This window comes from Roseateles sp. So40a, from assembly GCF_048081605.1.
In the GTDB taxonomy this organism is placed as follows: domain Bacteria; phylum Pseudomonadota; class Gammaproteobacteria; order Burkholderiales; family Burkholderiaceae_C; genus Roseateles.
The window spans coordinates 4,292,831-4,318,114 of sequence record NZ_CP182288.1 but is presented as its reverse complement, the minus strand read 5'-3'; the positions used below and the strand labels follow the sequence as shown (position 1 = coordinate 4,318,114).

Annotated in this window: 24 protein-coding genes and 2 pseudogenes; 11 read left to right on the top strand and 15 right to left on the bottom strand. The window is 65.5% G+C overall.

What is annotated here, in order from left to right:
- Positions 1-15: 15 nt before the first annotated feature.
- The 3 genes and pseudogenes from ACNI65_RS19605 to ACNI65_RS19595 form a co-directional block, all read left to right on the top strand.
- Positions 16-585: pseudogene (locus tag ACNI65_RS19605) on the top strand (IS110 family transposase); the annotation flags it as partial.
- Position 586: 1 nt separating this feature from the next.
- A pseudogene (locus ACNI65_RS19600) lies at positions 587-1,305 on the top strand (integron integrase); the annotation flags it as partial.
- Between the two features lie 101 nt (positions 1,306-1,406).
- A complete protein-coding gene (locus tag ACNI65_RS19595; protein ID WP_416758816.1) occupies positions 1,407-1,766 on the top strand; it encodes a hypothetical protein in 360 nt (119 codons plus the stop codon).
- A 27-nt stretch (positions 1,767-1,793) separates the two neighbouring features.
- Here the strand turns inward: ACNI65_RS19595 and ACNI65_RS19590 are convergent, their stop codons facing one another.
- The 8 genes from ACNI65_RS19590 to ACNI65_RS19555 form a co-directional block, all read right to left on the bottom strand.
- Positions 1,794-2,240 carry a GCN5 family acetyltransferase gene (locus tag ACNI65_RS19590; protein WP_416758814.1) on the bottom strand — a complete coding sequence of 149 codons (447 nt, stop codon included), beginning with the start codon at positions 2,238-2,240 and terminating at the stop codon, positions 1,794-1,796.
- Between the two features lie 29 nt (positions 2,241-2,269).
- Positions 2,270-3,019, bottom strand: a complete 750-nt coding sequence (locus ACNI65_RS19585) for a sugar nucleotide-binding protein (protein WP_416758812.1) — start codon at positions 3,017-3,019, stop codon at positions 2,270-2,272.
- A gap of 88 nt (positions 3,020-3,107) precedes the next feature.
- Positions 3,108-4,004, bottom strand: a complete 897-nt coding sequence (locus ACNI65_RS19580; RefSeq protein WP_416758810.1) for a peptidylprolyl isomerase — start codon at positions 4,002-4,004, stop codon at positions 3,108-3,110.
- An 81-nt stretch (positions 4,005-4,085) separates the two neighbouring features.
- Positions 4,086-6,074, bottom strand: coding sequence for a HEAT repeat domain-containing protein (locus tag ACNI65_RS19575; RefSeq protein ID WP_416758808.1), 1,989 nt, complete (start codon positions 6,072-6,074; stop codon positions 4,086-4,088).
- 32 nt (positions 6,075-6,106) lie between these two features.
- Positions 6,107-6,733: a glutathione S-transferase gene (locus ACNI65_RS19570; RefSeq protein ID WP_416758807.1), complete on the bottom strand. Its 627-nt coding sequence runs from the start codon at positions 6,731-6,733 to the stop codon at positions 6,107-6,109.
- Entirely contained in the window at positions 6,730-7,212 is a 483-nt protein-coding gene (locus ACNI65_RS19565) for a GreA/GreB family elongation factor (RefSeq protein ID WP_416758805.1), read from the bottom strand. Before ACNI65_RS19565 ends, ACNI65_RS19570 begins: the two co-directional genes overlap by 4 nt.
- A complete protein-coding gene (locus ACNI65_RS19560; RefSeq protein WP_416758804.1) occupies positions 7,205-8,350 on the bottom strand; it encodes a GGDEF domain-containing protein in 1,146 nt (381 codons plus the stop codon). The genes ACNI65_RS19565 and ACNI65_RS19560 overlap by 8 nt, the downstream gene beginning before the upstream one ends.
- A 148-nt stretch (positions 8,351-8,498) precedes the next feature.
- Entirely contained in the window at positions 8,499-9,284 is a 786-nt protein-coding gene (locus ACNI65_RS19555; protein WP_416758803.1) for a hypothetical protein, read from the bottom strand.
- 761 nt (positions 9,285-10,045) lie between these two features.
- Here ACNI65_RS19555 and ACNI65_RS19550 point away from each other — a divergent pair.
- The 6 genes from ACNI65_RS19550 (at position 10,046) to ACNI65_RS19525 (ending at position 16,304) form a co-directional block, all read left to right on the top strand.
- Positions 10,046-12,271 (top strand): TonB-dependent receptor plug domain-containing protein, encoded by a 2,226-nt coding sequence (locus ACNI65_RS19550; protein ID WP_416758801.1) that lies wholly within the window; start codon positions 10,046-10,048, stop codon positions 12,269-12,271.
- A 128-nt stretch (positions 12,272-12,399) separates the two neighbouring features.
- The gene (locus tag ACNI65_RS19545; RefSeq protein WP_416758800.1) at positions 12,400-12,870 is read left to right on the top strand and encodes a DMP19 family protein; all 471 of its coding nucleotides are present in this window, start codon (positions 12,400-12,402) and stop codon (positions 12,868-12,870) included.
- A 60-nt stretch (positions 12,871-12,930) separates the two neighbouring features.
- A complete protein-coding gene (locus ACNI65_RS19540) occupies positions 12,931-13,254 on the top strand; it encodes a hypothetical protein (RefSeq protein ID WP_416758799.1) in 324 nt (107 codons plus the stop codon).
- Positions 13,255-13,712: 458 nt separating this feature from the next.
- The gene (locus ACNI65_RS19535) at positions 13,713-14,114 is read left to right on the top strand and encodes a hypothetical protein (protein ID WP_416758798.1); all 402 of its coding nucleotides are present in this window, start codon (positions 13,713-13,715) and stop codon (positions 14,112-14,114) included.
- A 111-nt stretch (positions 14,115-14,225) separates the two neighbouring features.
- Positions 14,226-15,302, top strand: a complete 1,077-nt coding sequence (locus tag ACNI65_RS19530) for a pirin family protein (RefSeq protein WP_416758796.1) — start codon at positions 14,226-14,228, stop codon at positions 15,300-15,302.
- A gap of 96 nt (positions 15,303-15,398) precedes the next feature.
- A complete protein-coding gene (locus ACNI65_RS19525; RefSeq protein ID WP_416758795.1) occupies positions 15,399-16,304 on the top strand; it encodes a hypothetical protein in 906 nt (301 codons plus the stop codon).
- Positions 16,305-16,343: 39 nt separating this feature from the next.
- On the opposite strand, the gene ACNI65_RS19520 is transcribed toward ACNI65_RS19525, so the two are convergent.
- The 3 genes from ACNI65_RS19520 to ACNI65_RS19510 all read right to left on the bottom strand — a co-directional run bounded on the left by ACNI65_RS19520 (position 16,344) and on the right by ACNI65_RS19510 (position 19,363).
- A complete protein-coding gene (locus tag ACNI65_RS19520; protein WP_416758794.1) occupies positions 16,344-17,672 on the bottom strand; it encodes a TRAP transporter large permease in 1,329 nt (442 codons plus the stop codon).
- A complete protein-coding gene (locus ACNI65_RS19515; RefSeq protein WP_416763658.1) occupies positions 17,669-18,259 on the bottom strand; it encodes a TRAP transporter small permease in 591 nt (196 codons plus the stop codon). Before ACNI65_RS19515 ends, ACNI65_RS19520 begins: the two co-directional genes overlap by 4 nt.
- An 81-nt stretch (positions 18,260-18,340) precedes the next feature.
- Positions 18,341-19,363, bottom strand: coding sequence for a TRAP transporter substrate-binding protein (locus tag ACNI65_RS19510; RefSeq protein WP_416758792.1), 1,023 nt, complete (start codon positions 19,361-19,363; stop codon positions 18,341-18,343).
- Between the two features lie 141 nt (positions 19,364-19,504).
- On the opposite strand from ACNI65_RS19510, the gene ACNI65_RS19505 reads away from it, so the two are divergent.
- A complete protein-coding gene (locus tag ACNI65_RS19505) occupies positions 19,505-21,433 on the top strand; it encodes a sensor histidine kinase (RefSeq protein ID WP_416758790.1) in 1,929 nt (642 codons plus the stop codon).
- Positions 21,430-22,053 carry a response regulator transcription factor gene (locus ACNI65_RS19500; protein WP_416758789.1) on the top strand — a complete coding sequence of 208 codons (624 nt, stop codon included), beginning with the start codon at positions 21,430-21,432 and terminating at the stop codon, positions 22,051-22,053. Before ACNI65_RS19505 ends, ACNI65_RS19500 begins: the two co-directional genes overlap by 4 nt.
- A gap of 67 nt (positions 22,054-22,120) precedes the next feature.
- Here ACNI65_RS19500 and ACNI65_RS19495 read toward each other — a convergent pair whose 3' ends face one another.
- From ACNI65_RS19495 to ACNI65_RS19480, 4 genes are all read right to left on the bottom strand, one after another.
- Positions 22,121-23,227, bottom strand: a complete 1,107-nt coding sequence (locus ACNI65_RS19495; protein ID WP_416758788.1) for a hypothetical protein — start codon at positions 23,225-23,227, stop codon at positions 22,121-22,123.
- 166 nt (positions 23,228-23,393) lie between these two features.
- The gene (locus ACNI65_RS19490) at positions 23,394-23,687 is read right to left on the bottom strand and encodes an addiction module antidote protein (protein ID WP_416758787.1); all 294 of its coding nucleotides are present in this window, start codon (positions 23,685-23,687) and stop codon (positions 23,394-23,396) included.
- Complete coding sequence (locus ACNI65_RS19485; RefSeq protein ID WP_416758785.1) at positions 23,680-23,982, bottom strand: type II toxin-antitoxin system RelE/ParE family toxin; 303 nt, start codon at positions 23,980-23,982, stop codon at positions 23,680-23,682. The genes ACNI65_RS19490 and ACNI65_RS19485 overlap by 8 nt, the downstream gene beginning before the upstream one ends.
- A gap of 73 nt (positions 23,983-24,055) precedes the next feature.
- Positions 24,056-25,282 carry a beta-ketoacyl-[acyl-carrier-protein] synthase family protein gene (locus ACNI65_RS19480; protein WP_416758783.1) on the bottom strand — a complete coding sequence of 409 codons (1,227 nt, stop codon included), beginning with the start codon at positions 25,280-25,282 and terminating at the stop codon, positions 24,056-24,058.
- Between the last annotated feature and the right edge of the window lie 2 nt (positions 25,283-25,284).

Genomic DNA, 25,284 nt, shown 5'->3' with positions numbered 1-25,284 from the left:
TCGGAAGGGGAAGTCATGGCCATTCTCTACGCAGGTATCGACCTCGCCAAGAACGTATTTGCCCTGCATGGGGCGAATGAGGCCGGCAAAGCCGAATTGATTCGACCGGCCGTGCCGCGTGAGAAGCTCCATGCGCTGGTTGCCAGCCTACCGCCTTGCGTGATCGGCATGGAGGCCTGCTCCGGGGCTCATCACTGGGCGCGACAGTTCCAGTCCTCGGGTCACACCGTGCGGCTGATTGCCCCGAAGTTCGTCACGCCGTACCGCATGACGGGCAGGCGCGGCAAGAACGATGCGGCCGATGCACAGGCCATCTGCGAGGCCATTCAGCGCCCGCACTTGCGTTTCGTGCCGATCAAGAACCAGGAGCAACAGTCGCGCCTGATGGTGCACCGCGCTTGCCAGGGATTTGTCGATCAGCGCACCGCCACGCTGAACCGCATTCGTGGACTGCTCAGCGAGTTCGGCGTCGTGCTGCCGCTCAAGGCCGCCACCGTGCGCCGCCGCGCCTGCGAGTACCTGGAGGATCTCCCCGGCTACGCCAACACCGTGATTGGCGACCTGCTCAGCGAAGTCACACGGCTGTATCGAGCGCCCGCGGGTGCGCCGCCGACTGCCCGTTGTGTTGAGCCGCCAGGAGCTTGCTGCGGTGCTGAAGCTGATAACCGGCGAACTCGGCCTTTTGGCTTGGCTGCTCTACGGCACTGGCATGCGCATCAACGAAGCCCTGCAACTGCGCGTCAAGGATGTCGACTTCGCACACCAGGCCCTCATCGTGCGGGCAGGCAAGGGCAGCAAGGACCGAGTGCTGATGTTGCCGCAATCGCTTGTCGCCCCGCTACGCGATCAACTCGCCGCTGGACGAATGATCTGGACGGCCGATGCGGCAGCCGTAAGGCGGGCGTCGAGCTACCTCACGCGCTGGAGCGCAAGCACCCGCGCGCCGGGGCGTCGTGGGCCTGGTTCTGACTGTTCCCGCAGGCCGTGCACTCGACGGACCCGCGAAGCGGCGTGGTGCGCCGCCATCACCTTTGCGACCAGACTTTCCAGCGCGCATTCAAGCGAGCCGTGCAGGCAGCTGGTATCGCCAAGCCGGCAACGCCACACACGCTTCGGCACTGCTTCGCCACGCATCTGCTTCAGAGCGGCAGTGACATCCGAACGGTGCAGGAACTGCTGGGCCACGCCGATGTGGCCACCACCATGATCTACACCCATGTGCTCCAGGGCGGCGGCGGCGCTGTGCGAAGCCCATTGGTCTCGCTGCCCACTAGTGAAGCGCGCAAAGCAGTCATTGGTGAATGACTGCACCCAGCCTAAAGCAGACCCCGGCCAAAAGGCAAAACGCAAAACGCCCGGCACAAGCCAGGCGTTCTGTTTGGGGAAGGATCCTTTGGCGTCAGCCGATGGACATCCCCATCGATGCAGCCCCGCAACGAATGCAGCCATACTCCGCCGCAACCCAAGCGGAGGCAGGATTGAGAGACAAGAAGAGGCTGGTCAGCGTCGGGAACTTCAAGAACGAGACGGACCGGCCGCTGGTTCTCTATCTGGAGATGCTGTGCGCGGAAGTGCATCTTTCGCCAGGCCACGAGGTTGAGCTGCTCGGCATGGCATCACCGGAACTGCTCCCGATCTCGGTCTCCGTGTCAGACGGCTCCGTAACGGTCTATCCGCAACGTGTCTTTGACCCCGAATGGCATGTGCGGTTCAAGGGCAAGCTCATTCCGGCCGGGTGGCCGACGAGGCTCTCAGAGCACGAGTGATCGTCCGGGCAAGACTGAAGATCCCGCTCAGTACGCCGCGCCTGGACGCTGTCGAGGTGCTAGCCCTCGCAAGATGTCCAGGCGATTGGCAGGCGCGTCTGGCGCCATGAAGTCAGGGATGGTGTGTGCATCGCGCTGCGGACGGGAGAGAAAACGCACTCGCCACTCGGTGATGCGCGGTTCACGGACGTGGATGTAGAGGCCTTCTTCCGGCTCATCAATCCACTCGCGCTGCAGGACAAGCGCCAGCGGATCCTCGGCACCCTCGCATTCCTTGGAGAACGCGGCCGCTTCCTCAAAGCTGGCGAAGGCAAGGAAGTAATCGCTGCCGTCCGCTTCATCCGGCGCCCCACGTTCTGGATGACACCAAACGCGGTACTCCAACACGGCGTCCCACACATAGCCACCACCGCTCTTCGCGGCTGCTGCATACGTGCCCACCAGGGAGGCGTCCAGGACAGCGGGATATTTCATGGGGAACGCGCGAAGGGTCCTCTAAGGGCTCAGCCCAGATGCTGATGCAGCGGCGGCATCATCGACCCGCCCAGCTCGTTCACCAGTCGCTGGTCGTGCACGTAGTCCTGCGTGACGTCGATGATCCAGCGGCGGTCGTACTTCGCGGCCAGACGCCGCACCACCTCGTCGAAGGTCCAGGCGTCCTGCGCGTTGCTGTCCAGATGCACCGGACCTGCCGGTTGCTCGGTGACCAGGTCGCACAGCGCCGCGGCGGTGTCGGTCATGAAGGAGCACGCCGGCCGCCAGGCCGAACTCGCCTTGATGCGACCCTCGCGGGCGTTCTGCTCGTCCAGTTGCCTCAGCATGTTGTTGCCCACCGGCTCGGGCGAGATCTGCCAGCCGATGCGCGCGATCGTGGCCAACGGATTCGCAGCCATCACGGCATCCTCGCAGCGCACCTTGTACTGGCCGTACTCATCGCGCGCTCCGCGGATGTCGGCCGGGAAGTGCGGGCCGCCTTGGGACGCGTCGAAGACCATGGCGGTGCTCACGAAAAGCATGGCGATGCCTCGATGCGAGGCGAAGGCCGCGAGGCCGCCGGCCCATTGCTCTGAACCCATGGCCAGATGCGCGATGGCGTCCGGCGCCTCGGCCCGAAGAAACGCGGCGGATGCCGCTTCATCGGCAGGGTCCGCCGCGTTGCGATTCCAGGCGACGACCTCCCAGCCTCGCAACTCGGCTTCCTTGGCGACCCATGGGGCGACGGTTCCGCGAACGCCAGTCAGCAACAGCTTCATAGGTGGACACCCAAGTACGGACGGGCGTCAGTATGCGCCTCGTCAACTTTCCGCAGGAAGGCCGCAGTGGAACTGCATGTCCGCGCGCTCATTCAGCCGTGCGTTGCGGTTCGGCTTCACAGGCCGCATTGAGCATCTGCTCCGCCAAGGTCCCGGGCGACGCGCGCTGTGGTGCGCGCTGAGCAGGGGACAGCTTGCTTTCAACCAGCCGGCGGCCCAGCGCGGCGCGGCCTTCAAACCTGACGTGGGACTTCATCGCCACGGTGCGAGCCCGACAGTCGAGCGAGAATTCGACCCGATGCGACCGGCTGCACGCGACCGGCCTCACCGACAGCACGGCATTGCGAAGCTCGCCATGGAATGTCACGGCGGCCACACCGCCGTCGTCCTCCCGTTGGGTCACCCGCATGAAGCTGAGATCGCCGGTCTGGCCGCGCAGGGGCTCACCCCAGGCATCGCCTAGCAGCGACGCGATGCCCTCTCCAAACGCGGTCTCGGAATCGGGCACCAGCATCAGCGTCTTCTGCAGCGCGGCGCGCTCGTCGGGTCTGGCCTTGCGAATGCTGTCGCCGAGGCTCTGATCGCAAACCTCCTTGACCGGCGTCTCGCTGAAGTAGCTGGCATAGATCAGATGCCAGCCGAATTCGGACTTCACCGGCTCCGAGACGGTGTTGAGCGGCAAGGCAAACAGCGCCGTCTCGAAGGACTTCACCATCTCGCCTTCCTTCACCGTGCCGAGATATCCACCGCGACTGGCGGAGCCTGGATCCTTGCTGCGCGCACGGGCCAGCTTCTGCAACTCGGCGAACAGGTTGGCGCCGCGCTTCCCCTCCAGCGTGGCGCGTGCAGCGACCGCGTCCTTCTCCGAAGAGAACATGACGTGGTAGGTCTGCGCTTCGCGAAGCACATCGCCCTCTTCCTTCTCACCGAGTGGGGTGACCGAGAAAGCCGGCGTGGCCAGCAGGAATGCGAGGAGGGTCGACAAGGCTCGTTTCATGGGGCTCGGCGGCAGCAGGTGCGCGATTCTGGCTGAGACGGACAACGCCATGAGCGCCAAAGGCCGGGCTCAGGCGCTGGTCACGGACTCCTGTCCTTCCAGTCGGCGGAGCTCCGCGAGCACGAAGGCCCGCGTGCCCGGTGTCTGCAGTCCTTCGGTCACCTCGACGTCGCCCGTCGTGCTCGACTTCAACCAGGCGGCGAGCGCCGTGTGGACCACGGACAGTTGGGTCTCCCTCAGCAGGAGATCGAACAGGGGCTGGCTCGCCGCCGGATCGGCGAGCTGCAGCAGCGCATCTGCGGCTTCGCTGCGGACCTCCGAGTCCTGACTGGTCAGTTGCTCGATCAACAGGGACCGTGCGTCATCGTTGGGCTGGCGAGCCTGCGCGTTCATGACGGAAGCGACGGCGATACCGCGACGCATCGCGTCCTCCAGTACCGGCATGGCGTCCTTCGTGGCGACGTAAGCCAGGGTTTCGACGATCCTTGTCCTCTCGTCGTCGTGGGTCGCCTGTGCCAGCACGGCCACCAGGGCTTCGCCGGTTCGAGCATCCGGCGTCTTCATCAGGGACAGCATCGCGCCGTCTCGCAGAGGATGCTTGCCCAGCAGCAACGGCGCCAGCAGCGCGGCACCGGCGGGATCGCGGAACTCGCTGAGGGCACTCGTGTAGCGCGGGTTCACGCCTTCGCCGGCGGTGGCGGCGCTGATCAGCGACGGCAGCAGATCGGCGCCCTGGGCGGCCATCGCCTGACAGACGTTGTGCACGTACTCGCGATTGATGCGAGGCAGCAGCTCCAGCAACTGGGCGTGGACACGAGGCCCGCGCAGCTTCGCGCAGGCGCTCGCCACCGCACTGGCGTTCCAGTGGTGCGGATCGTTCGCCAAGGCCTTCGAGAAGCCTTCCCAGCCCTGTTCGTCGCCCAGCCGCACCAGCACCTCGGCCACGGCGATCGCGTCACCGGGCGGAACTTCGTTCAGCAGCTCGCGGAGCGGGGCCACCGCGGCGTCGGGATCGGACGTGGCCAGCTGGAGGGCCGCTGCGCGGCGCACGGGCAGCGACGTCGAGGAGAGACCGACGCGCGGCCAGTGCTGATCGCCTGGGCCGACCAGGCGGGCGAGCTCGGCAGCGAGCTCGTCGGCGTCGCGCGGCGACCTCGCTTGTTCGAGCGCGGCCACCAGGTCGGGCGCGGCCTCCAGAGCGTTCAGTTGCCCCAGTGCCTTTGCCGTCACCTTGGCGCCCAGCCGCCGCAGCGGTCCGATCGCCCGCGGGTCGCCCAGTTGCCCGAGCGCCTTCACCACGGCATCGCGCCACACCAGCGGTGCGCTCGCCCCGATGTCATCCAGGCGCTGGCACAGGATCGTGACCGCGGCCTCATCGCCGACCCGGCCCAGCGCGTCAATGCAGGTGCGGCGCACGCGCGCGTCGTCGTCGTCCAGCCCCTGCATCAAGCGCTCGCGCTGGGCCGTCTCGGCCTTGTGGACCACCGTGGCGCACAGCGTCTCGATGATCTCTGAGAAGTCCTTCTTCTTCTCCTTCGCCTCGCGTTGCAGCGCGCCGATGGCCTCCAGCAGATCGCTCACCCAGCTGCCGTCCGCGCAACGCCGGATCGCATTCGCCGCCTCGAGGCGCACGCTGGGGCTGCGGTGCGTCAGCGCCTTCAGCAAGGGCGCGCGGACCTCGGGGCTGGACAGCCGTCCCAGGCTCGCCAGGCCCGAGGTGATGTCGTCCGTGCTTCGGGACTTGAGCAGGCGGAGGTAGAACGGCAGCGCCTCGTCGGCGGGCTCGCGCAGCAGGGCGCGTTGTGCGGCCGCCGCCACGGCCGGATGCGCATCCTGCGTGGCCGGGACCAGCAGCGCAGGCGCGCGCCGGGACAGACGTCCCAGCGCGGCGTGCGCAAGATCGGGATCCGACCCGGAACGAAGGAACGCGAGGATCGCCTCGTCCGCCGAGGTAGTTCCGACGCGTGAGAGCGCTTCGAGCGCCAGTAGCGCGTCCACATCGTTGTCGGCGGCGCGCAGTGCGTCCGCGAGGGCGGCGGTCAGAGCTGGTTCGTTCATGGGCGAGGCGTGTCGTTGTCAGAGTTGTTGTGTCATGGGGCGATTGGCGCGGGCACCTTGCGCATGCAAGCCGCGAACAGCGGGCTGGCCAGCCAGCCGTTCAGCCACGATCGCAGCGAGGGTAGATCCAGCGCTTCAAACCATTCCGGGTCCACTGCGGCGAACTGGCGGACGAAGGGCATCAGCGCGAGGTCGGTGGCGCAGGGGCTGTCGCCGCCGAGGAAGGGTGTGTCCTTCAGCCTTGCCTCCAGCGGTCGCAGAAGCACATCCACCGCCGCGTCGCGGTGCTCGTCTGGCGAGAGGGTCTCGCCTGCGTAGCGCTGCGGGTACTTCCAACGGTCCAGATGACGTTTGAAGTCGCCGTCATTCCTGCGCAGCAGATCCAGGTTCTCCGGCGACTGCGCTCGCGACCACCAGCCTTGCGCATCCGGCTCGGCGAGCGCCCAGCGCATGATGTCCCAGCTCTCCTCGATCACGTGGCTATCGGGCAGATGAAGGACGGGCACCGTCGCCTTGGGAGACAAGGCCAGCAGGCTGGCCGGCTTGTCGCGCAAGCTGACCTCGACTGGCTCGAAGTCCCGCCCGGCTTGCAGCAGCGCCATGCGCGCGCGCATCGCGTAGGGGCAGCGGCGGAAGGTGTAGAGCCGAGGCAGCTTCATCGGACCCACACCACCTCGAACTGCTGTCGGATCGCGCCGATCTGGATCGACACCTCATCGCCCTCGCATTTGCCCAGCAGGGCGTTGCCGAGCGGCGCCTGGATGCTGATGACCTGGACGAGCCGAGAGTCGTTCACCAGCTGCATGCTGCCCCCGTCCGGGCCGAGGAACAGCAGCTGTTCCTTCTCGTCGGCATCGACCAGGCAGACCAGCGCGCCGAGCTGGATGCCTCTCGTGGCGTCGTAGGTGGCCGGGCGGAACTGGCGCCAGTGGGTCATCGCCTGCCGGATGGCATCGGCGCGACGCGCCTGACCGGTGGCCAGGTAGGCGGCCTCGAGACCCAAGGTGTCGTACTTGTTCTCGGCGATGTTTTCTTCGTGCGTCGCCGTCTCATGCGCCGCGCGCGCGGACTGCTCGACATGCAGCAGGTCCGCGGCGAGCCGTTCCAGCACCTGCTGCTGCAGCAGGGATTTATCCATGGACCAGCTCCATCCGGTCGCGTCCCTTGCGCTTGGAGGCGTAGAGCGCCTCGTCCGCCTGCTTGAGCCAGTGCGAGAGTTCCGCGTCGGGTTGACCGGACAAGGTCGCGCCGATGCTCAACGACACCGGCTCGGGCGTCACGAACATCTCGCGCGCCTGCCGGGAGAACGCTTCGCGCAAGTCGTCGCCCAGCGCCTGTGCGCTGGCGTCGGAGGTGCCTGTCAGCAGGATCACGAACTCATCCCCGCCCAGCCGCGCGGCGATCGCGTCAGCGGGAAGCGTGTCGCGGATGAGGTCGCTCAGCGTCGTCAACAGGCGATCGCCGGCCGCGTGGCCGTGCAGGTCGTTGACCTGCTTGAAGTGGTCGATGTCGATGAGCATCAGGGCGCTGGGGCTCGACGGGGAGGACTGCTCGAGCAGCGCGGGTGCGCGCAGATAGAGCGCGCGTCGGTTGTCGAGATTGGTGAGCGGGTCGCGTGCGGCGATCTCGGCGATGCGTTCCTCGCGGCGGTGACGCTCGGTGCCGGTCATGGACATCGCGAGCAGCATGATCGCCATCGCGCCTTCCACGAGTGACACGAGGATCACCGAGCCGCGGAAGCCGGCGAGGTTGACGAAGGCGTCCGGCGCCACGGCGGACGCGGCCTTGGCGAGGTAGAAGAGACCGTGTGCGAGCAGGACGAAGCGCAGTTGCGCCGCGCCCGGGCTCAACACGCCGCCGTGCGGTCGCAGCAGCAGACCGGCGCGCAGGGTGATGACGGCGATCATCAGCGACTGGATGCCCAGCATCGCCTTGGACCACCACGGTCCGTCGGGCAGGAGCAGCATCGCCAGCCAGATGACGACCAGCGACCACCAGGCGCGAGGAAGCCGGGTACGCGTGAATCGCGCGACGCCGGCGAGGAACATCCAGTGCGCGCCGATCAGCAGGCCATTGGGAAACCAGATGCCGAAGAGCACATGGCCGCTGGAGCGAAGCAGGGCGAGCACGCTGCCGATGGCGATGATGGCGAAGCCGGTGCTCCAGAGCAGCAACGACCGTTCGCGCACGCTGCCCCACTCCGCGGCCAGGTACAGCGCCGAGGCAGCGGCCATGGCCGCGGTGAGGACGAGCAGGGTGAAGGGGTCGAGAACCATGGACAACGGATGGGCGGGCGTGCAGCCTCCAATTGTTGGCGATGGGAGCGCAGCGTTGGGCGGCCTGGGGATGCAAAGGCGAAATCGTTGGTTGTCTGGCCCACCCGTAGTCTGCGCGGAGCGCCGGTTTGCGGTGGAGGCGGACCTTCTAGTTGATAGAGGGCCGTATCAAAATCCCTCCGCCATCCGTGATCGACAAAATTTGCGGTCGGATCTTTGAAAGATTGACAATACTATAGTCCTTGTGCCAGCGTTTGTTTGTCCCGTCGTTTCTTTCAAGGCCGTCGCAACAAGCGAGGCTAATACCCCCGAACTCCTGAATCCAATAGAACTTACGGCCATATCCCCGGGTCGTTTCCAAGTCATCGAAGACCGGTGGAGATCGTTTGTAAAGGTATTGATGTCTCGCGATATCATTTTCGGAAGCTCGTTGAAAGCTTTTCAAGGGAATGACATCAACGTTGCGATGATTCAATGAGTAATTGGCGATGGCGCTGTAGGCATTGATAACCTCCGCATCAAGTAGATCGATTTCCGCATGCGTACGAAGCAGGAGCGCATTTGCATGCAATGACTTCAGAAGCGTTTCTTCTTCAACTTCGCGCATGAGGTCCAGAGCGTCCGCAGGCATCGGCAGCAGCACCAGCTGATCTGAACCTCCGGCGTAGGCGCGAGAAGCGTTTTCTTCCAGCTTCGTGTGCAGGTAACTCTTGATCACGCGCTCTCTCAATGCGCTGTCGGACAGTTCCGGACACGCCTGGAAGCGACATTCGAACGCACCTCTCCAGTCGGAATCAGGCCGGGACCCGGATGAGATCGCCGTATAGATAAGTGCACCGGCAACGCCGACGACCAATAGCCGAGCTGGAAGCCCCATTCCAAGCATGTCACCCCCTTGATTCACCGTTGCTGAATGTCCGTTCGGACTTGGCATCTGCAGAGCGGAATGTCGGTTCGGAAGGTGAAGTAACCATGAAGTCACTCCCACCAGCGTTGCTCACCGAACTGGATTTGGCTCGCTCCACCGCCGACCGGCTCCAACGTTTGAACGTCACCCGCGCAAGCTGATCTCCGCGGCACGCTCAGCACTGCCTCATTTCCAAGCAATGGAAGCGGTTCCCATAGGAATCAACGAGTTGGAGTGGCCGCCCTCGGCCTGCCAACAGACTTGTCCACAGCGGCCGGGGAAAGAAGCGGAGGCCTCGCGGAAGCAGTGAGCCCCGGGGAAATACCCACCCATTCGATCGCGATCAGGTCGATATACTCCGCCGACAAAACAAATTTGGCCCGTCACAGACGGCAGCCACGGCGATGCACGGGATGTGCGCCGTCAAGGGAGTGAAGATTGAAATCAGCCATCACGACACTGCGAGTGAGAATCCTGGCGCTGGGCGTCATATCCGTGCTTCTCGCAGTCTTCCATCGACAGGCCTCGGCGGAGTTCGACCCCAAGGTGTGCTTCGAGCGCTGCATGGAGCGGGCAAAAGATCGGGAGAAATGTGAATACATTTGCGATCCCAAAAAGAAGTAATGATCGCGGCCCGATATTGGTTTTCCTTCAAGGAAAATAAACCGAAGAAGCGCCTCGGCTGATCGCATTTATTTGTATATATCTGGCAGCCGGAGTAATAGGCGATATGTGGCGATGGCGGGAGCCATCGGACCCTGAACATGCGGACTTGGAAATCGCTGCTGGTGGTGGCCGGGAGCTCTCTCTTCGGACAGTCAGTTTCTTTTGCGGTCGATCGACCTTCGGGCGAGCCTGCGGCGAAAACGCTGGATAAGGTCGAGGTGCAGGGCGAATCGCTCAGCGACCTCCGCGCTCGGCGCGACTTCGTGGCGGGCAAGCTGCTGATCTCCCGCAAGAGCATCGAGGAAAGCGGCCAGACCACCGTCTATGAGGTGCTCAAGCGTGAGCCCGCGGTCACCGTGGGCGCCGACGGTCGACTCGGCCTGATGGGCCTGCCGGGCTACACGCAGCTGCTGGTGGACGGCAAGCCGCCGCTGCCGGGCCGCAGTCCGCTGGACCAGGACGTGGTTCACATCGAGCGCATCGAGATCGTGAAAGGCTCGCTGGCGGAGTTCGGCCCGTTCGGCATCGCCGGCACGATCAACATCGTGACGCGGCGCTCTGAATGGAAGAAATCCGCCTCCATTCGTCTGGGAACGAACCTCGGTCCGTCGCTGGGCGATGGCAACGTGGCCTGGTCCAACAGCATCCGGCCGGCCGACGAGCCTTGGTCCTTGAACAACCGCGTGTCCCTGCGACGCAAGGAGTCGGATGTCCTCCAGCGAAGTGAGACCTCCCGAGCGACCTCGGCCGGCGCGCTGCTGACGATCGTTGATCAGGCATCGTCGGACATCGACGACCGCCAGACGCAGTTCACGCTGAGCAGCACCTACAGCTACGCATGGTCCAAGCAGGTCGACGTGGACCTCTCACCGATCGTCCTGCTGTGGCGCTCGGACACCGACGGCGCGGAGCACCACGACTGGCGCCCATCGCCTTCACCTGCTTCTCCGCCCCCCGACGCGTTGATCGCCACGCGCGGCAAGCTGCTGTCGGTCGCGCTTCCCTTGAGCTGGCAATATCGCCAAGACGACGGCGGCTCGATGAGGCTCGAGTGGGAGAGCTCCCGCACTTCCCTTGATCGCGACAACCAGCGTCGAGACGGTGTGTTGGGAGAGAGCCCGGGCGTCCTTGAGCAACAGCAGCTCTTCCGACAGATCAAGCGCGAGGAGCGCAGCTCGCTCGACAAGCTGCGCATCGATGTTTCACCGCATCTCGCCGAAGACCACGCCGTGAAGCTCGGAGCATCCGTGGGCCTGCAGCGAGCGAAGAACGTCGAGCGCGGGAGACTCGATGGCCAGCCCGATCCCGCCTTCGCGCCATTCGGAGACACGCAACGTCTGCGCGGGCCGACATGGACCGCATTCCTTCAAGACGAATGGACCATCACGCCCCAGTGGGCCGCGACTGCCGGTGTCAGCGTCGAGCATCGGCGGCTGCGCATCGACGAAGGGCCGTTCCATGATCGCGCGTCCTATCGTGTGTTGTCGCCGTCTCTGCATGTGGCGCATAAGCTCGATGCCGCAGGGGCGCGCAAGCTGCGCGTGTCCATCTCGCGCTCGTTCAATGCGCCTTCATCAGACCAATACCTCCGGCGGCCCACGTTGAACCCGCTGGCGTCCTGCCTGCCGAATGCAGGCTGTGGCGCCAACTCGATCGAATACGCGGACACCGCAGGCAACCCAGCGCTCAAGCCGGAGCGCGCGCTTGGCATCACCGTGTCCTACGAGCATTACTTCGCCAAGGACAGCATGTTCAGCGTGGACGGCTTTTCGCGTCGGCTCAGCGACGTGATCGGCGAGTCCGTCGCGTTGGAGTCCGTGCCCTGGGCGCAGGTGCCGCGTTACGTGATCCGGCCGGACAACCTTGGCACGGCCAGCGTGCGCGGGCTCAGCGCCGAAACGCGGCTCGCGCTGGTCGATCTGGATGCGACATGGCCCAAGGTTGAACTGCGGGCCGGAGCAACGCTGGCACGGTCCGAACTGAGGACCGTGCCGGGGCCGGACAACCGGATTGCGGGACAGACGCCGTGGTCCGCCAAGGTGGGGGCGCGCTACAAGCTCAAGTCGATGCCACTGGAGCTGTCGGTGGATGCCAATTGGGCGCCGGGTCTCTGGTACCGGTCGGCCGTCGATCGCCGTCTGTTCCAGGGACGTCGCGAGGATCTGTCCGCGCAGGCCGCGTGGACGGTCAGTCCCACGATGAAGCTGCGCTTCTTGGCGAGCAATCTGCTGTCCTCGGATCAGCGGCGGCAAGACGTCTTCGGCGTGGGCGATGAGGCGGCCGCACGTGTGTCGACGCGCAAGTTCCAGGATCCCAGTGTCGGAGTGACGGTTGAGCTGAAGCTGTGAGGCGGCTCCTCGACCTCGTTCCGTAACGGATAGGCCGCCTAAACTGCGCCGCATTCTCCGCGCCCATCGTGCGGCAGTTGGCCCCACCACGCGTCTCCCTCGGGAACGCTCAACCTCAGATTCCGCGGATGGAAGCATTCGAGCAGCTCTGGCCAATCAGCGACGTGCCGTCGAAGTACATCTCGATCTACGACGGCCCCGACGTTTTTCTAGAGGACTACGCGCGCGTCAGCATCGAACACAGATTGATCTTTGCTGCCTACTGGTTTCAAGGTGAGTTTCTCAATGGCGGCCTGGGCCAGTTCTTTGAGAACAGCACTGGCGTGCTCGCCCCTGAGGCTGTCGATGCATGTGAAGCGCTCGGGATGCCGCGTCTGGCAAGCAAGTTGCAAGAAGCGATGAGCTGGTTTGGAAACCCATACCCTCGCATGCGAGGCGTCCGTCAGAAATTGCTGAAGGCTGCTGCGCGCTCGGGGCAAGATCCCTTCGAGCGACTGGATGAAGAAGTCGGCCGTTTGATCTACGAGGAAGGCTCGGGCCTCGAGGCCGCTGCACTCGCATTTATCAGACGCGACGTGGAGCGGTCCGATGCACCATGAGTTTCTCGTTGAGCGGCCTCGCATCGACGGACAACCCCCGCAGATCTCATCGATCTGAACATGACACCAGAAGAATTCCAGACCAATGAGTCGATCCTCGACACCGTCGATGCCCTCGGGGGCGGCTATGCGTGGGACGCGGAGATCTTTACGGTCATTCTCATGGAGGTATCTGTGGAGGACGATGACGCCAGAATGCTTTGCGGTCTGGTGGGCATCCAGCAGATCGCGCTCGATGCCTCGCAGCTCTCCATGACGGCGCTCGCAGCGCTGGCTGGGATCCCGGGCCTGCGGTCGCTTGTTCTCTCGCGCAGGACGCTCACCGAGGATGAGCGGCGCGAGCTCGAGCGAGCGGGGCTCGAGATCCTCGAGGTCGACGAATAGGGTTTGCAGCGAGTCAAAGCGTCGGCAGCATCTGAGCGGAACCGAACGCCTGAGAACTTGCTCATCTACCATCGCGCCAACTCGCTCGAGTCAACTGCGAAGTCATGCCGCTCTTCACCTACGTCGTCAGCTACCGGGGCGATACCTACGTCTCTCAAGGTAGTCACAGCAATTTCACTGGGTTCGCAATGACATGGGCCTCGTCCATGCCATCGTCGGCCCTTCGCTCATTGAGTCCATCGTTGCGCAAGGAGCTCGTCAAGCGCGCTTACGAGGGAGTTTTTCAGCCGGTCTCCAGCGCCAAACACGTCTGGATCAAGACGGTCGACTTGGACGGACACAGCCTCACTGTTCATGCAGTGCAGACAGAGCGTTAGCCAAGCGACGTACGCGTCACCTGGAGCTCATCAAGCCTTCCGCTTGAAGCGGCAAAGCTGCTCGGCTCGGTAGCGAACACCATGCTCAATCTCCTTCTGCTGCTTCTCGCCAAGCTCGTCATCTACGCAGCCGTTTGCTGGACGGCGCCGAAGCATCTGCACATCAAGCCGAAAGATGTAATGACCTTCGCCCTGGCCTGGGGCTCATCCAGGCTCGCGCTCGGCGTCCTCGCGACCGCACCTCTCGCCTTTCTGGTTACCCTGCTGGCCTCTCTCGGGCTGCCGATGCCGATCGCCTTCGTGCTCGTGCTTCTGCCCACCAGAAGCCTGCTGTGGTGGATCGTGGCCCGCGCTATCTGCAGGCGGCATCAGCCAGCGTCCGTTCCCCAGTTGAAGCATTGGGTGTTCCTCGGCGTCTGCGCGAGCTTTGCTGTCGACGGCCTGGTCTGGCTTTCAGACGCGGATTTCAAGTTTTTCTGCTGAAGAGAGACCAGACGCGACGCGCCACGCATGCGACGGCTGGAGTCTCCATAAGACCCGCCCAAGCACCACTCCCGCCTTCGCGGTAGGGTGATGAACCTTTGGGACCTCGCCATGACCGACATCGCCAACGACCCCCACACCTCGCCGTCCTCGCCCATCCTCTCCGTCGAGCCCCTGGGCATGCCCTGGGACACGATCGATCCCTTCCTCTTCTGCGTGCATCACGACGACGCCTATCCGCGCGGCAACGGCCGGCACGGCCCGGACGCCTCGCTGCTGGCGGGTCGCAAGATGGGCTCGGACTTCTCGCGCAAGGACGGCTGGAGCATGTATCACGGTCAGCAGGTGCCCGGCTTCCCCGCACACCCGCACCGCGGCTTCGAGACCGTGACCATCGTGCGCCAGGGACGCATCGATCACGCCGACTCGCTGGGCGCGGGCGCGCGTTTCGGCGGCGGCGACGTGCAGTGGCTGACCGCCGGCAAGGGCATCGTCCACGCGGAGATGTTTCCGCTGCTGCACACCGATCGCTCCAACCCGCTGGAGCTCTTTCAGATCTGGCTCAACCTGCCCGCGGACAGCAAGATGGTGGAGCCGCACTTCACGATGTTCTGGTCGCAGGACATTCCGCGCCACACCTTCGTCGACGGCGCCGGACGCTCGACCGAGGTGGTCGTGATCGCCGGCGCGTTGCCGGTCCCCGCTGATGCCGGCGGATCCGCGATCCGGCCGCTCGCGCCACCGCCGGACTCGTGGGCCTCGCGACTGCATTCGGACCTGGCCATGTGGACGCTGCGCCTGGAGCCCGGCGCTCAATGGACCTTGCCCGCCGCGCTGGGCGACGGCACGCGTCGCAAGCTGTACTTCTTCGCCGGCAGCCGCATCAGCATCGACGCAGAACCCGTGAACATCGGCCATTCCGTCGAGGTGCGCGCGGGCGCCGACGTCGTGCTGACCAATGGCGACGCACCGGCGGAATTGCTGATGCTGCAAGGCCGTCCCATCGGCGAGCCGGTGGCGCAGTACGGCCCCTTCGTGATGAACACCGAGCAGGAGCTGCATCAGGCCTTCGAGGACTACCGCCGCACCGAATTCGGCGGCTGGCCGTGGCCGGACCCGGCACCGGTGCACGGTGACCTGGAGGACCGATTCGCCAGACACGCGGACGGCCGGACCGAGCGGCCGTGATGGCAGAATCCCGCCCCTTCTGAAATCAACGAACCACGGGTTCCTGGAAGGACACCTGCGCGACGTCCGCGTCGCTCAGGTGATAGGGGCTGAAAGATGGCGCTCGAGAAAAAACATGTGCTTCCCGCCGCGATCGCGGGCGGATGTCTGCTCCTGATCGGCGCATGGCAGCTGAACCAAGGTCCGTCCGAGGCCGATCTCCCGACAGCGGCTGTTCCTGCAAGTGGCGCACAGTCCGTCGGCTTCAATCAAGCGGACACCCGCGCGACCGCATCGGCGCCAACGGCCTCAACGGCCTCAACGGCTTCGGCGGCGTCAACGACTGGCCAACTGCCGGTCGCCCAAGTGCCCAGCGGCCATCAGGCAGCCGGCACCTTGAATGATCAGGTGGAGCGCGCGCTCGCCGCCAAGGACGGTCTCATGGCTGCGAAGCTCGCAGACACGCTGAAGGAATGCGACATCAGTCAGCGGATTCTGGAGATCGAAAGCTCGCGAGGTTCCCGGCCCGACGCCGATCCCGCCATTCAAGCGGTGCGGATGGAGCGCTTGCAGGAGTACCAGCGTCTTCAGGCGTCCTGCCAGACCGTGCCGGGAGATCAGAAGCAGGTCCGCATGCGATTGCTCGATCTGGCGATTCAACAAGGTGTGATCGGCGCGGCGACGGAAGCCTTCCTGGCGGGTTCTCGCGAGCCTGCAACGATGTCGCAGGTGGTGAGGGACGCGAACGCCGGCGATGTCAGTGCTCTGACCAACGTGGCCATGTATGAGACGAAGCTTTTCGGTATCAGTCGTGACGAGCAGGATGCCGCCCGCTACGCATTGAAACTGGCATCCGTTGATCCAGACATCGGCTGGCGCGTCATCAACTCTCTGAAGGTGGCTGAGAGTTACGCCGTTCCGAACTCGAGCTTCGATTTCTCGGGCATCAGCGCTGCTGCGCGCGCGAAGGGTGCGGAGATCGCTGAAAGGCTGAAGCAGCGGCTTGGAAAAAAGACCCCTTGATTTCGGCAAGGGGCCTTCTTCATCAGGTCGCGGGGGAGATCAGACCACCAACCCCAGCGCCCTCGGCAGCGCCAGCGACAGCGCCGGCCAGTAGGTGACGACGAGCAGGAAGCCCAGCATCGTCAGCAGCCATGGCCACACCGCCACGGTCAGCTCGGTGATGCCCATCTTCGTGATCCCGGACGCCACGTACAGGTTCAGCCCCACCGGCGGATGGCATAGGCCGACCTCCATGTTCACCGCCATCAGGATGCCCAGGTGCACCGGGTCCACGCCCAGCTTGGCCGCCACCGGGAACAGGATCGGCGCCATGATCAGCACGATCGCCGCCGGGTCCATGAAGTTGCCCGCGCCCAGCAGGATCAGGTTGACCAGCAGCAGGAACACGAACAGCCCGAAGCCCTGCGCCGACATCCACGCCGCCATCGTCTGCGGGATCTGCTCCGACGCCATCAGGAAGCTGAACAGCACCGCGTTCGTGATGATGTACAGCAGCATCGAGCTCATCGCCGCCGCCTTTAGCAGCACCTTGGGCACGTCCTTCAGGCGCATGTCCTTGTAGACGAAGACCGAGATGATGAACGCGTACACCGCCGCCACCGCGGCCGCCTCGGTCGGCGTGAACTTGCCGCTGTAGATGCCGCCGATCACCACCACGATCAGCATCAGCCCCCAGAAGCTGTCCCGGAAGGCCTTGAAGCGCTCGCCCCAGGTCGCCTTCACCATGCGCGGGTAGTCGTACTTCTTGGCGCGGTACCAGGTCGTCAGACCCAGCAGCAGCGACAGGCACACGCCCGGCACCACACCCGCCATGAACAGCTGACCGACCGACGCGGTCCCGACCACCTCGCCGTGCGGACCCGTCGCCGACATGCCCGCCGTCGCGATCGAGAACATCACCAGGTTGATCGACGGCGGGAACAGGATGCCCAGCGCGCCCGACGTGGTGATCACCCCCGCCCCGAACTGCTTCGGGTAGCCCTGCTTGGTCATCGCCGGCAGGATGATCGAGCCGACCGCCACCACCGTCGCCACCGACGAGCCCGAGATCGCCGCGAACATCGCGCAGGCCAGCACGCCCGCCAGGCCCAGACCGCCGTACCAGTGGCCGATCATCGTCGTGGCGAAATGGATGATCCGTCTGGCCACCCCGCCGTGCGTCAGGAAATTCCCCGCCAGGATGAAGAAGGGGACCGCCATGATCTCGAACTTCTCGATGCCGGTGAACAGCTTGAGCGCGACCGATTCGATCGGCACGTTCGTCATCGTGAAGAGATAGGTCAGGACCGTCAGGCCCAGCGAGATCGAGATCGGCATGCCGGTGAGCATCAGCACCACCAGCAGCGAGAAGATGATCAAGGTGTTCATGGCTTCTGCTCCTCGATGCCCTCGACATGACCATGGTCCGTGTGCGGCGCCTCACCCGTGCGAATGAAATGCCAGCACACCTGCAGGAAACGGAAGCACATCAGGTAGGACCCCAGCGGCACGCAGGAGTAGGCGATCCACGTCGGGATCTCCAGGTCCGGCGAGGTGGGACCCTCGAAGAGATCGGGGTTGGCGATGCCCAGCGCATGGGTGAAGGCGTAGTGCGCGCCGTTCTCCCAGACGAAGGTCGCGCCCAGCGTGCCGACGGTCGCGGTGAAGAGCGCACCGGCCAGCAGGCTGAAGATCACCAGGTACTTCGCATGCTCGGGCTTGAGCTTGCGCACCAGCACGTCCACGCCGACGTGCGTGCCCGCGCGCACGCCGTAGGCGGCGCCGAACTTGGCCATCCACACGAACATGTAGATGCACAGCTCCTGCGCCCAGCTCACGTCGATGCGGATGACCAGATCCTGCACCGCCGGCACGCCGGCCAGGAATCGGTGCAGCACCGCCATCGCGATCACCAGCGTCGCGGCGCCCATGAGGAAAGCGATCAGGCTTTCCTCCAATCGATCAAGCCACTTCAAGGTCATGGCGATCTCCTTCAGGCAACAAAAAGCCGCGCCGCCGAAGCAGGCGCGGCCGTGGAGAAGACGGGAGGGGTGGGATTACTTCGTGGGCGGCACGAAACCGGCGGCCTTGTAGGCGGCCTCGACGGTGCCCTTGCCCACGCGGCTTTCCATTTCCTTGTGGACCGGCATCAGCGCCAGCTTCCACTCGTTCACTTCCGCCGGGGTCAGCGTGTAGATCGTCGTCTTGCCGCTGGCCTTGATCTTTTCCAGCGCCTGCTGGTTCTCGGTCTGCGCGATCGCGTTGGCGTAGGTCGTCGCGTCCTTGACGCTGCTGTCGACCACGGCCTTCAGGTCCGCGGGCAGGCCGTCATAGAACTTCTTGTTGATGATCAGCGCGTAGGCCAGGTGGCCGTGGTTGCTGAGCGTCGTGTGCTTCTGCACCTCGTAGGTCTTCTGCGTGTAGAAGTTGGACGGCACGCCCTCGGTGCCATCCACCACGCCCGATTGCAGCGCCTGGTACAGCTCGGAGAAGGCCATCACCTGCGGGATCGCGCCCAGCGCGCGCATCTGCGCGTCCAGCACCTTGGACGACTGGATGCGCATCTTCAGGCCCTTGAAGTCCGCCACATGGTGCAGCGGCTTGTTGGCGCTCATGATGTGGAAGCCGTTGTCCCAGAAGGCCAGGCCCTTGATGCCCTTGGGCTCGAGCTTCTTGAACAGCTCCAGCCCCAGCGTGCTGGTCGTGTTGCGGAACGAGGCGTCGTCCTTGAACAGGAAGGGCAGGTCGAAGACCTCGAATTCCTTGACGCCCAGCGGGCCGAACTTGGCCAGCGACGGCGCCAGCATCTGCACCGAGCCCAGCTGCAGCGCCTCGAGCTCTTCCTTGTCCTTGTAGAGCTGGCTGTTGGGATAGACCTCGACCTTGAGCCGGCCCTTGCTGCGTTCCTCGGCGAGTTCCTTGAAGCGCTGCGCGCCCTTGCCCTTGGGCGTGTCGGGCGCCACGACGTGGCTCAGCTTGATCACGATCGGGGCCTGCGCGAAGGCGCTGGCGCCCAGGCCGAGGCCGGCGACGGCCAGCGCGGCGGACAGCAGCACGCGACGGGGGAAACGAGCGGACATGGACGGTCTCCTGATGTTCTTGGGAATGGGCCGGATTGTGGAAATCCGGCCTCGGTGCGGCCAGTTGTGGATTGCCACATGAGGGATGCCCACAGCGCGCGCGGTCCGGCGTGCGCGGGGCGCAGCGCCTAGACTGCCGCCATGGCCGCGTCCCGACGTCTGATCCAGAAGCTCAAGCGCGCCAGCTGGGCCTTGCCGCTCGTGCTGGCGTTGGCCTTCGCCGCGTCGGTGGGCGTCTGGCTGCGCCTGAGCGACATGCGCGACCTCGAGGAGGAACGCCTGACGCTGATCGCCGACTCGCTGTCGCTGGAGGCGCGCATCTCGGACTGGCTCAACGCCGAGCACGCCGCGGTGGACCGGCTCGCGCAGCAGCTGCCAGGCCAGGTCGACGACAACATGCTGCTCAGCCACCGCGCGGTGGCCGAGGGGTTGCGCCGGCTGTGGGTCAGCGTCACGGTGCTGGACGCCAACAACCGCGTCATCGCCCATGTGCCGCAGCAGGCGCCGCAGGCGATGGCGCCATCCAAGGAGCGCTCCGGCGTGAGCCTGGACGAAGGCGGCCTCACCGCGCACTGGAGCGCGCCACGCCCGCAGGGCGGCCGCTTGGTGGTGCGCTTCGCGCCGAGCGCGCTGCTCCGGCAGACGCTGCCGTGGTGGCTCTCGCAGAAGTACGACGTGCGGCTGGTCGACGGCCTGGGCCAGCGGCTGGCGCAGACCGGTGATGCGCTGGTGCTGCCCGACACGCAGAGCTACCGCGTGAGCGTCGATCCGGCGATGCGCGAGACCTGGCTGGAGCTCAATACGCGCGTGCCGCACCGGCCCTGGTGGTACACGCTGGCGGCGGGGCTGATGGGTGTGTTCCTGCTGCTGTCGGCGCTGGCCAGCGGCATGCTGCGCCGGCAGATGCGCGAGGTGCGCCGCGCCGAGGGTGAGGCCCGCACCGAGGCCGCCTGGCGCCGCGCGGTCGAGGACTCGCTGACGGTGGGCCTGCGCGGGCGGGATCTCGACGGTCGCCTGACCCATGTGAACCGCGCGTTCTGTGACCTGGTGGGGTACAGCGCGGAGGAGTTGCTCGGACGTCTGCCGCCGATGCCGTACTGGCTGCCCGACGAGATGGAGGACAGCCTGCGCCGCCATCAGCGCAACATGGCCGGCGGCGCGCCGCGCGAAGGCTACGAGGCGCGCTGGATGCATCACGACGGGCACGAGCTCGACGTCATGATCTTCGAGGCGCCGCTGGTGGACGCCAACGGTGTGCAGATCGGCTGGATGGGATCGATCGTCGACATCAGCGCGCGCAAGCAGGCCGAGGAACGCGAGCGCCGCCGCACCGAGGCGCTGGCGCATCAGGCGCGCCTGAGCACGCTGGGCGAGGTGGCGTCGGCGCTGGCGCATCAGTTGAATCAGCCGCTGGCGGCGATCACCGGCTACAACGCGGGCGCGATCCGGTCGCTGGAGCGCGCGGGCCAGGCCGACGACATCGTCATGGAGGCGCTGCGCCGGCTGGGCGAGCAGGCGCAGGAGGCGGGCCGCATCGTGCAGCGCATCCGCGCCTTCCTGACGCGGCGCGCGCCCCAGCCCGAGCGCTGCGCGGTGCCGGACCTGGCCGCACGGGTGCTGGCGCTGCTCAAGCGCGACCTGCGCGGGGTGCGGGTGGATGTGGAGATGCCGGCCGGCCTGCCCGACGTGCAGGCGGATGCGGTGCTCATCGAGCAGGTGCTGATCAACCTGGTGCGCAACGCGCTGGACGAACTGCACCATCGGCCCGGCGCGCGGGTGCGCATCGCCGCGCTGCGCGTGGGCGAGCGTTTCGTGCGGGTGGACGTCGACGACAACGGCCCCGGGCTGCAGGGACGCGGCATCGATCAGCTGACGACGGCGTTCTACTCGACCAAGGCCGAGGGCATGGGCATGGGTCTGGCGATCTGCCGCTCGGTGATCGAGGCCCACCATGGCGGCATGGAGGCGGGTGTCGGCGCGCTGGGCGGCGCGAGGATCAGCTTCACCTTGCCGTTGTGCGCGGGTGATGTCGCCGTGGCGGCGATTTCCAACAAGGAGGGCGCGCGATGAGCGACCCACAGGCGACGGTCCACCTGGTGGACGACGAGGATGCGGTCCGCGACGCGCTGGCCTTCCTGATGCGCTCGCACGGTCTGCGGGTGGAGGCGCACGCGAGCGGGCCGGCGCTGTTCGAGGCGCTGGAGCGGGCGACCGATCCGCATGGCTGCATCGTGCTGGACGTGCGGATGGAGCCGCTGTCGGGGCTGCAGGTGCATGACGAGCTGATCGCGCGGGGGATGCCGTTGCCGGTGATCTTCCTGAGCGGTCACGGGGACATCCCGATGGCGGTGGACGCGATGCAGAAGGGCGCGATCGATTTCGTCGAGAAGCCGTTCAACGATCAGGCGCTGGTCAACAAGGTGCAGCGCGCGATCGCGCTGGACGTGCACCGCTGGCGCGAGTCGCGGGCGCATGCGGACGTGGCCGGCCGGTTGGCCAGCCTGACCGATCGCGAGCGCGAGGTGGCGGTGCTGGTGGCGGCGGGCAAGTTGAACAAGCAGGTCGCGGACGAGCTCGGCATCGCGATCCGCACGGTGGAGGTCCACCGCGCGCGCGCGTTCACCAAGCTCGGCCTGCGCTCGTCCGCGGAGCTGGCGACGATGCTGGAGCGGTTCGATGTCAGGCGATAGCTAGCTGGAGAGAGCGAAGAGCGACCTGCTTTCGATCGGTCGTCGAAGGCTGCAGCCCAAATCACTCTCAGCCCTTGGCCGCTTCTCCCTCATCGCCTAGCAATCGAGGCACTAGCTCATGGGTAGGATGAGTCCCCGCTTGAAGCCGAAACAACTCGAACAGTCCTGGAGGCATTGGCAGACCCTCTTCGTAATCTCGCCAACGCTGTCCCGACAAGAAGACTAGATCGCCGGCCTCTTCAGGTGTAAGCCCTTTCATTCCCCGCCCCGTCGTGACATCCTCCGGCTTTGGGTGGCGATATGTCCGCCGCGGCCATAGGTGTGGCGCGCGCTCATTCTTGCTGACGAGTCTACGCCGGACGTCGTCCCAGTCGAGCAGCACTGGGACGTCCGCCTCAGGCTGCCCAACTTTGCGAGCACAGAGACCGATCACCGATTCGGCGCCAGCCGCCGAGTACTCTTCCAAGGCGCGCTCGAAGGATTGACGTGCTTCAGCCACTTGGGAATCTACGCTTTCCCGCAGCTTGAGATGCACGCCGCCGATGGCCTGAACCCCTCGTCTGAGATAGCGTCGCACATCAATCCGATCGGGCAGGAGGTCAAGCACCCGTTGTTTGAACTTCGGATCCTGCGCGAGCTTTGCCTTGTCGGTTGTAAATCGCACCGCCTCGACCCAAGCATTCGGCTCGGATTCCGCTAGTCCGTCTCCGAGGCCGTGCACCGCATCGGCGGAGTGCTGTGCGTGATTGCGCAACTCGCAAAGGAATTGATATTCCGGAGTTGCGTCGTAGGCCTTGGATAGTTCCAGCTTTGCTCGGCTACCGAAGGGAGGCTCAGGGCGAATCGACTTGAAGTCCTGTACGACCTGGTCCGCGTAGCCCTTCAAAGCTGTCAGAAGATTGACGACCTGACGATTGGCCATGCGAAGCAACTGTGCCAACTCCGCGTACTGGTGTTGGGGCTCAATCGTGGCTCGCAATGAAACCTCTGTGAACTCCAACTCCATGGCGATGAAGTTGCCAATCAAGAGTTCGTAGCGCTGCTCGAAGCTGAGCGCGTCACTCAGCACCCTTCTAGCGGCCGCAAGCTGCAAATAGCGCTGCTCTGTGATCTCGACCTGCAGATGAGGTCCAAGCACACGTTGCTCAAGAAGAAAAGTGGTTGCCTCGCTCAAACCCTTGCTCCCAATTGTCCTTTCGCCAACTGGACATGAGTTGAGCGAGGGCTTCATTGGGTCATTCCCTGACCGCGCGCGCGTTCACCAAGCTCGGCCTGCGCTCGTCCGCGGAACTGGCGACGATGCTGGAGCGGTTCGACGTGAAGCGGGAAAAGGGCGCGGCTCAGTGAGCCGCCGCGGGTCGAGTGGTGAGCTCGATGCCGAGCGCATTGAGGACGGCCAGCAAGGTGCGCAGCGTCGGATTGCCCTTCTCGCTGAATGAGCGATAAAGGTGCTCCCGGGACAAGCCCGTTTCCTCGGCGACCTGCGTCATGCCCTTGGCCCGCGCCACCATGCCCAGCGCGAAGGCGATGTAACCGGCATCGTTGGTCTCGAAGGCGTCCGCCATGAAGATCGCGATGGACTCCTCGGAGGTCAGCATCTCCGCCGGGTCGTAGGTCCGCACCTGCTCAGCCATCTTGAAACTCCCCTTTCGCGAGTTCGATCGCGGTTCGAATGTCCGAGTCCTGCGACGACTTGTCCCCGCCGCAGAGCAGAAGGATGAGTCGATCTCCACGCTTGACGTAGTACAGCCGATAGCCGGGACCGAAGTGGATCCGGAGTTCCCGAACCCCCTGACCGACGAGCTTCTCGTCGCCCGCATACCCGTACATGAGACGTGAGATGCGCGCGTTGATCCGGTTCCTCGCCTCAAAGTCCTTGAGGCGGAGGATCCATTTGTCGAACGTGCGGGTGGACTGGACAGTGATCACCCGACCACTGTAGTTTAGAAGCTACTTCCGCAATGCGCCAGTCTGGCTCGCGTTGGCCGAAGGTTGAGGATGATCAAACCGCCCGTAGTACCAGCGACACATTGCTCCCGCCGAACGCGAAGGAGTTGCTGACGATCGACTTCGATCGGTCGAAGGCTCGCGGTTCCCGCACGACATCGGCGATCTCCTCCAGCGCGCTCGTGCGCACATGCGCGCTGCGCGGCAGCTCGCCGCGCTGGATCGTCTGCACGCAGGCGACCAGCTCCAGCGCGCCGCCCGCGCCGATCAGGTGACCGTGCAGCGCCTTCGTCGCGCTCACCGGCACGCCGCGCGGACCGAACACCCGCGCCAGCGATTCCGCCTCCACCGCATCGCCCACGTCCGTGGCCGTGCCGTGCGCGTTCACGTAGCCGACCTGCGCCGGCGTGAGGCCCGCATCGGCCAGCGCCGCGCGCAACGCGCGTTCCTGGCCGTCCGCGTCCGGCCGCGACAGGTGCACCGCATCCACGCTATGCCCGTAACCGGCCAGCACGGCAAGCGCCGACGCGCCGCGTGCGCGGGCGTGGCTCTCCGTCTCCAGCACCAGCGCCGCCGAGCCCTCGCCCAGCACCAGGCCCTTGCGGCCGTCGTCGAAGGGCCGGCAGCTGCGCGACACGTCCTCCGCGTCCGCCGGCGCCATCACGCCCATCGACTGCCACGCGGCCACCGAGCCCGGATTCAGCATCGCCTCCGAGCCCCCGACCAGCGCCACATCCGCGCGCCCGTGCCGCAGCAGCATCAGCGCCTCGCCGATCGCCTGCGCCGATGACGCGCACGCGTTGGAGATCGTCAGCATCGCCGCCTTCAGCCCGTACTTCATCGCCAGGTGCGACGCGGCCGAGTTGCTCATCACCCGCACCACCGTGTATGGGTGGATGCGCGGCGTCTCCTTGGTCAGGTGCTCGCCATACGACTGCTGCAACGCGTTGGACCCGCCCAGCCCGGTCCCCCAGGCGACGGCCGATCGCTCCGGCGTCGCGGACGTCGCCGGCAAACCCGACTGCGTCCACGCCTCCCGCGCCGCCTGCAACGCCATCAGGCTGTGCCGGTCGTGCAGGTTGCGCTGCGCCGGGGGCATGTCCAGCCCCAGCGGCTCCGTGATCGCCGCCGCCGCGAACGGCGGCACGCCCCGCGCCGGATCGCCCGGCTGCAGGCTGATCCCGGAACGTCCCTGCGCCAGCGCGTCCGCGAGCGACGCCGCGTCCGGGCCGAGCGCGCAACACGCGCCGATGCCGGTGATCCATACCGCTTCCGCGCTCATGC

Bases quoted from the DNA above. Each gene is read 5' to 3' on its own strand.
- ACNI65_RS19595 (WP_416758816.1), top strand. From the start codon at position 1,407: ATGGACATCCCCATCGATGCAGCCCCGCAACGAATGCAGCCATACTCC.
- ACNI65_RS19590 (WP_416758814.1), bottom strand. From the start codon at position 2,240: ATGAAATATCCCGCTGTCCTGGACGCCTCCCTGGTGGGCACGTATGCA.
- ACNI65_RS19585 (WP_416758812.1), bottom strand. From the start codon at position 3,019: ATGAAGCTGTTGCTGACTGGCGTTCGCGGAACCGTCGCCCCATGGGTC.
- ACNI65_RS19575 (WP_416758808.1), bottom strand. From the start codon at position 6,074: ATGAACGAACCAGCTCTGACCGCCGCCCTCGCGGACGCACTGCGCGCC.
- ACNI65_RS19570 (WP_416758807.1), bottom strand. From the start codon at position 6,733: ATGAAGCTGCCTCGGCTCTACACCTTCCGCCGCTGCCCCTACGCGATG.
- ACNI65_RS19565 (WP_416758805.1), bottom strand. From the start codon at position 7,212: ATGGATAAATCCCTGCTGCAGCAGCAGGTGCTGGAACGGCTCGCCGCG.
- ACNI65_RS19560 (WP_416758804.1), bottom strand. From the start codon at position 8,350: ATGGTTCTCGACCCCTTCACCCTGCTCGTCCTCACCGCGGCCATGGCC.
- ACNI65_RS19555 (WP_416758803.1), bottom strand. From the start codon at position 9,284: ATGCCAAGTCCGAACGGACATTCAGCAACGGTGAATCAAGGGGGTGAC.
- ACNI65_RS19545 (WP_416758800.1), top strand. From the start codon at position 12,400: ATGGAAGCATTCGAGCAGCTCTGGCCAATCAGCGACGTGCCGTCGAAG.
- ACNI65_RS19540 (WP_416758799.1), top strand. From the start codon at position 12,931: ATGACACCAGAAGAATTCCAGACCAATGAGTCGATCCTCGACACCGTC.
- ACNI65_RS19535 (WP_416758798.1), top strand. From the start codon at position 13,713: ATGCTCAATCTCCTTCTGCTGCTTCTCGCCAAGCTCGTCATCTACGCA.
- ACNI65_RS19530 (WP_416758796.1), top strand. From the start codon at position 14,226: ATGACCGACATCGCCAACGACCCCCACACCTCGCCGTCCTCGCCCATC.
- ACNI65_RS19525 (WP_416758795.1), top strand. From the start codon at position 15,399: ATGGCGCTCGAGAAAAAACATGTGCTTCCCGCCGCGATCGCGGGCGGA.
- ACNI65_RS19520 (WP_416758794.1), bottom strand. From the start codon at position 17,672: ATGAACACCTTGATCATCTTCTCGCTGCTGGTGGTGCTGATGCTCACC.
- ACNI65_RS19510 (WP_416758792.1), bottom strand. From the start codon at position 19,363: ATGTCCGCTCGTTTCCCCCGTCGCGTGCTGCTGTCCGCCGCGCTGGCC.
- ACNI65_RS19505 (WP_416758790.1), top strand. From the start codon at position 19,505: ATGGCCGCGTCCCGACGTCTGATCCAGAAGCTCAAGCGCGCCAGCTGG.
- ACNI65_RS19500 (WP_416758789.1), top strand. From the start codon at position 21,430: ATGAGCGACCCACAGGCGACGGTCCACCTGGTGGACGACGAGGATGCG.
- ACNI65_RS19490 (WP_416758787.1), bottom strand. From the start codon at position 23,687: ATGGCTGAGCAGGTGCGGACCTACGACCCGGCGGAGATGCTGACCTCC.
- ACNI65_RS19480 (WP_416758783.1), bottom strand. From the start codon at position 25,282: ATGAGCGCGGAAGCGGTATGGATCACCGGCATCGGCGCGTGTTGCGCG.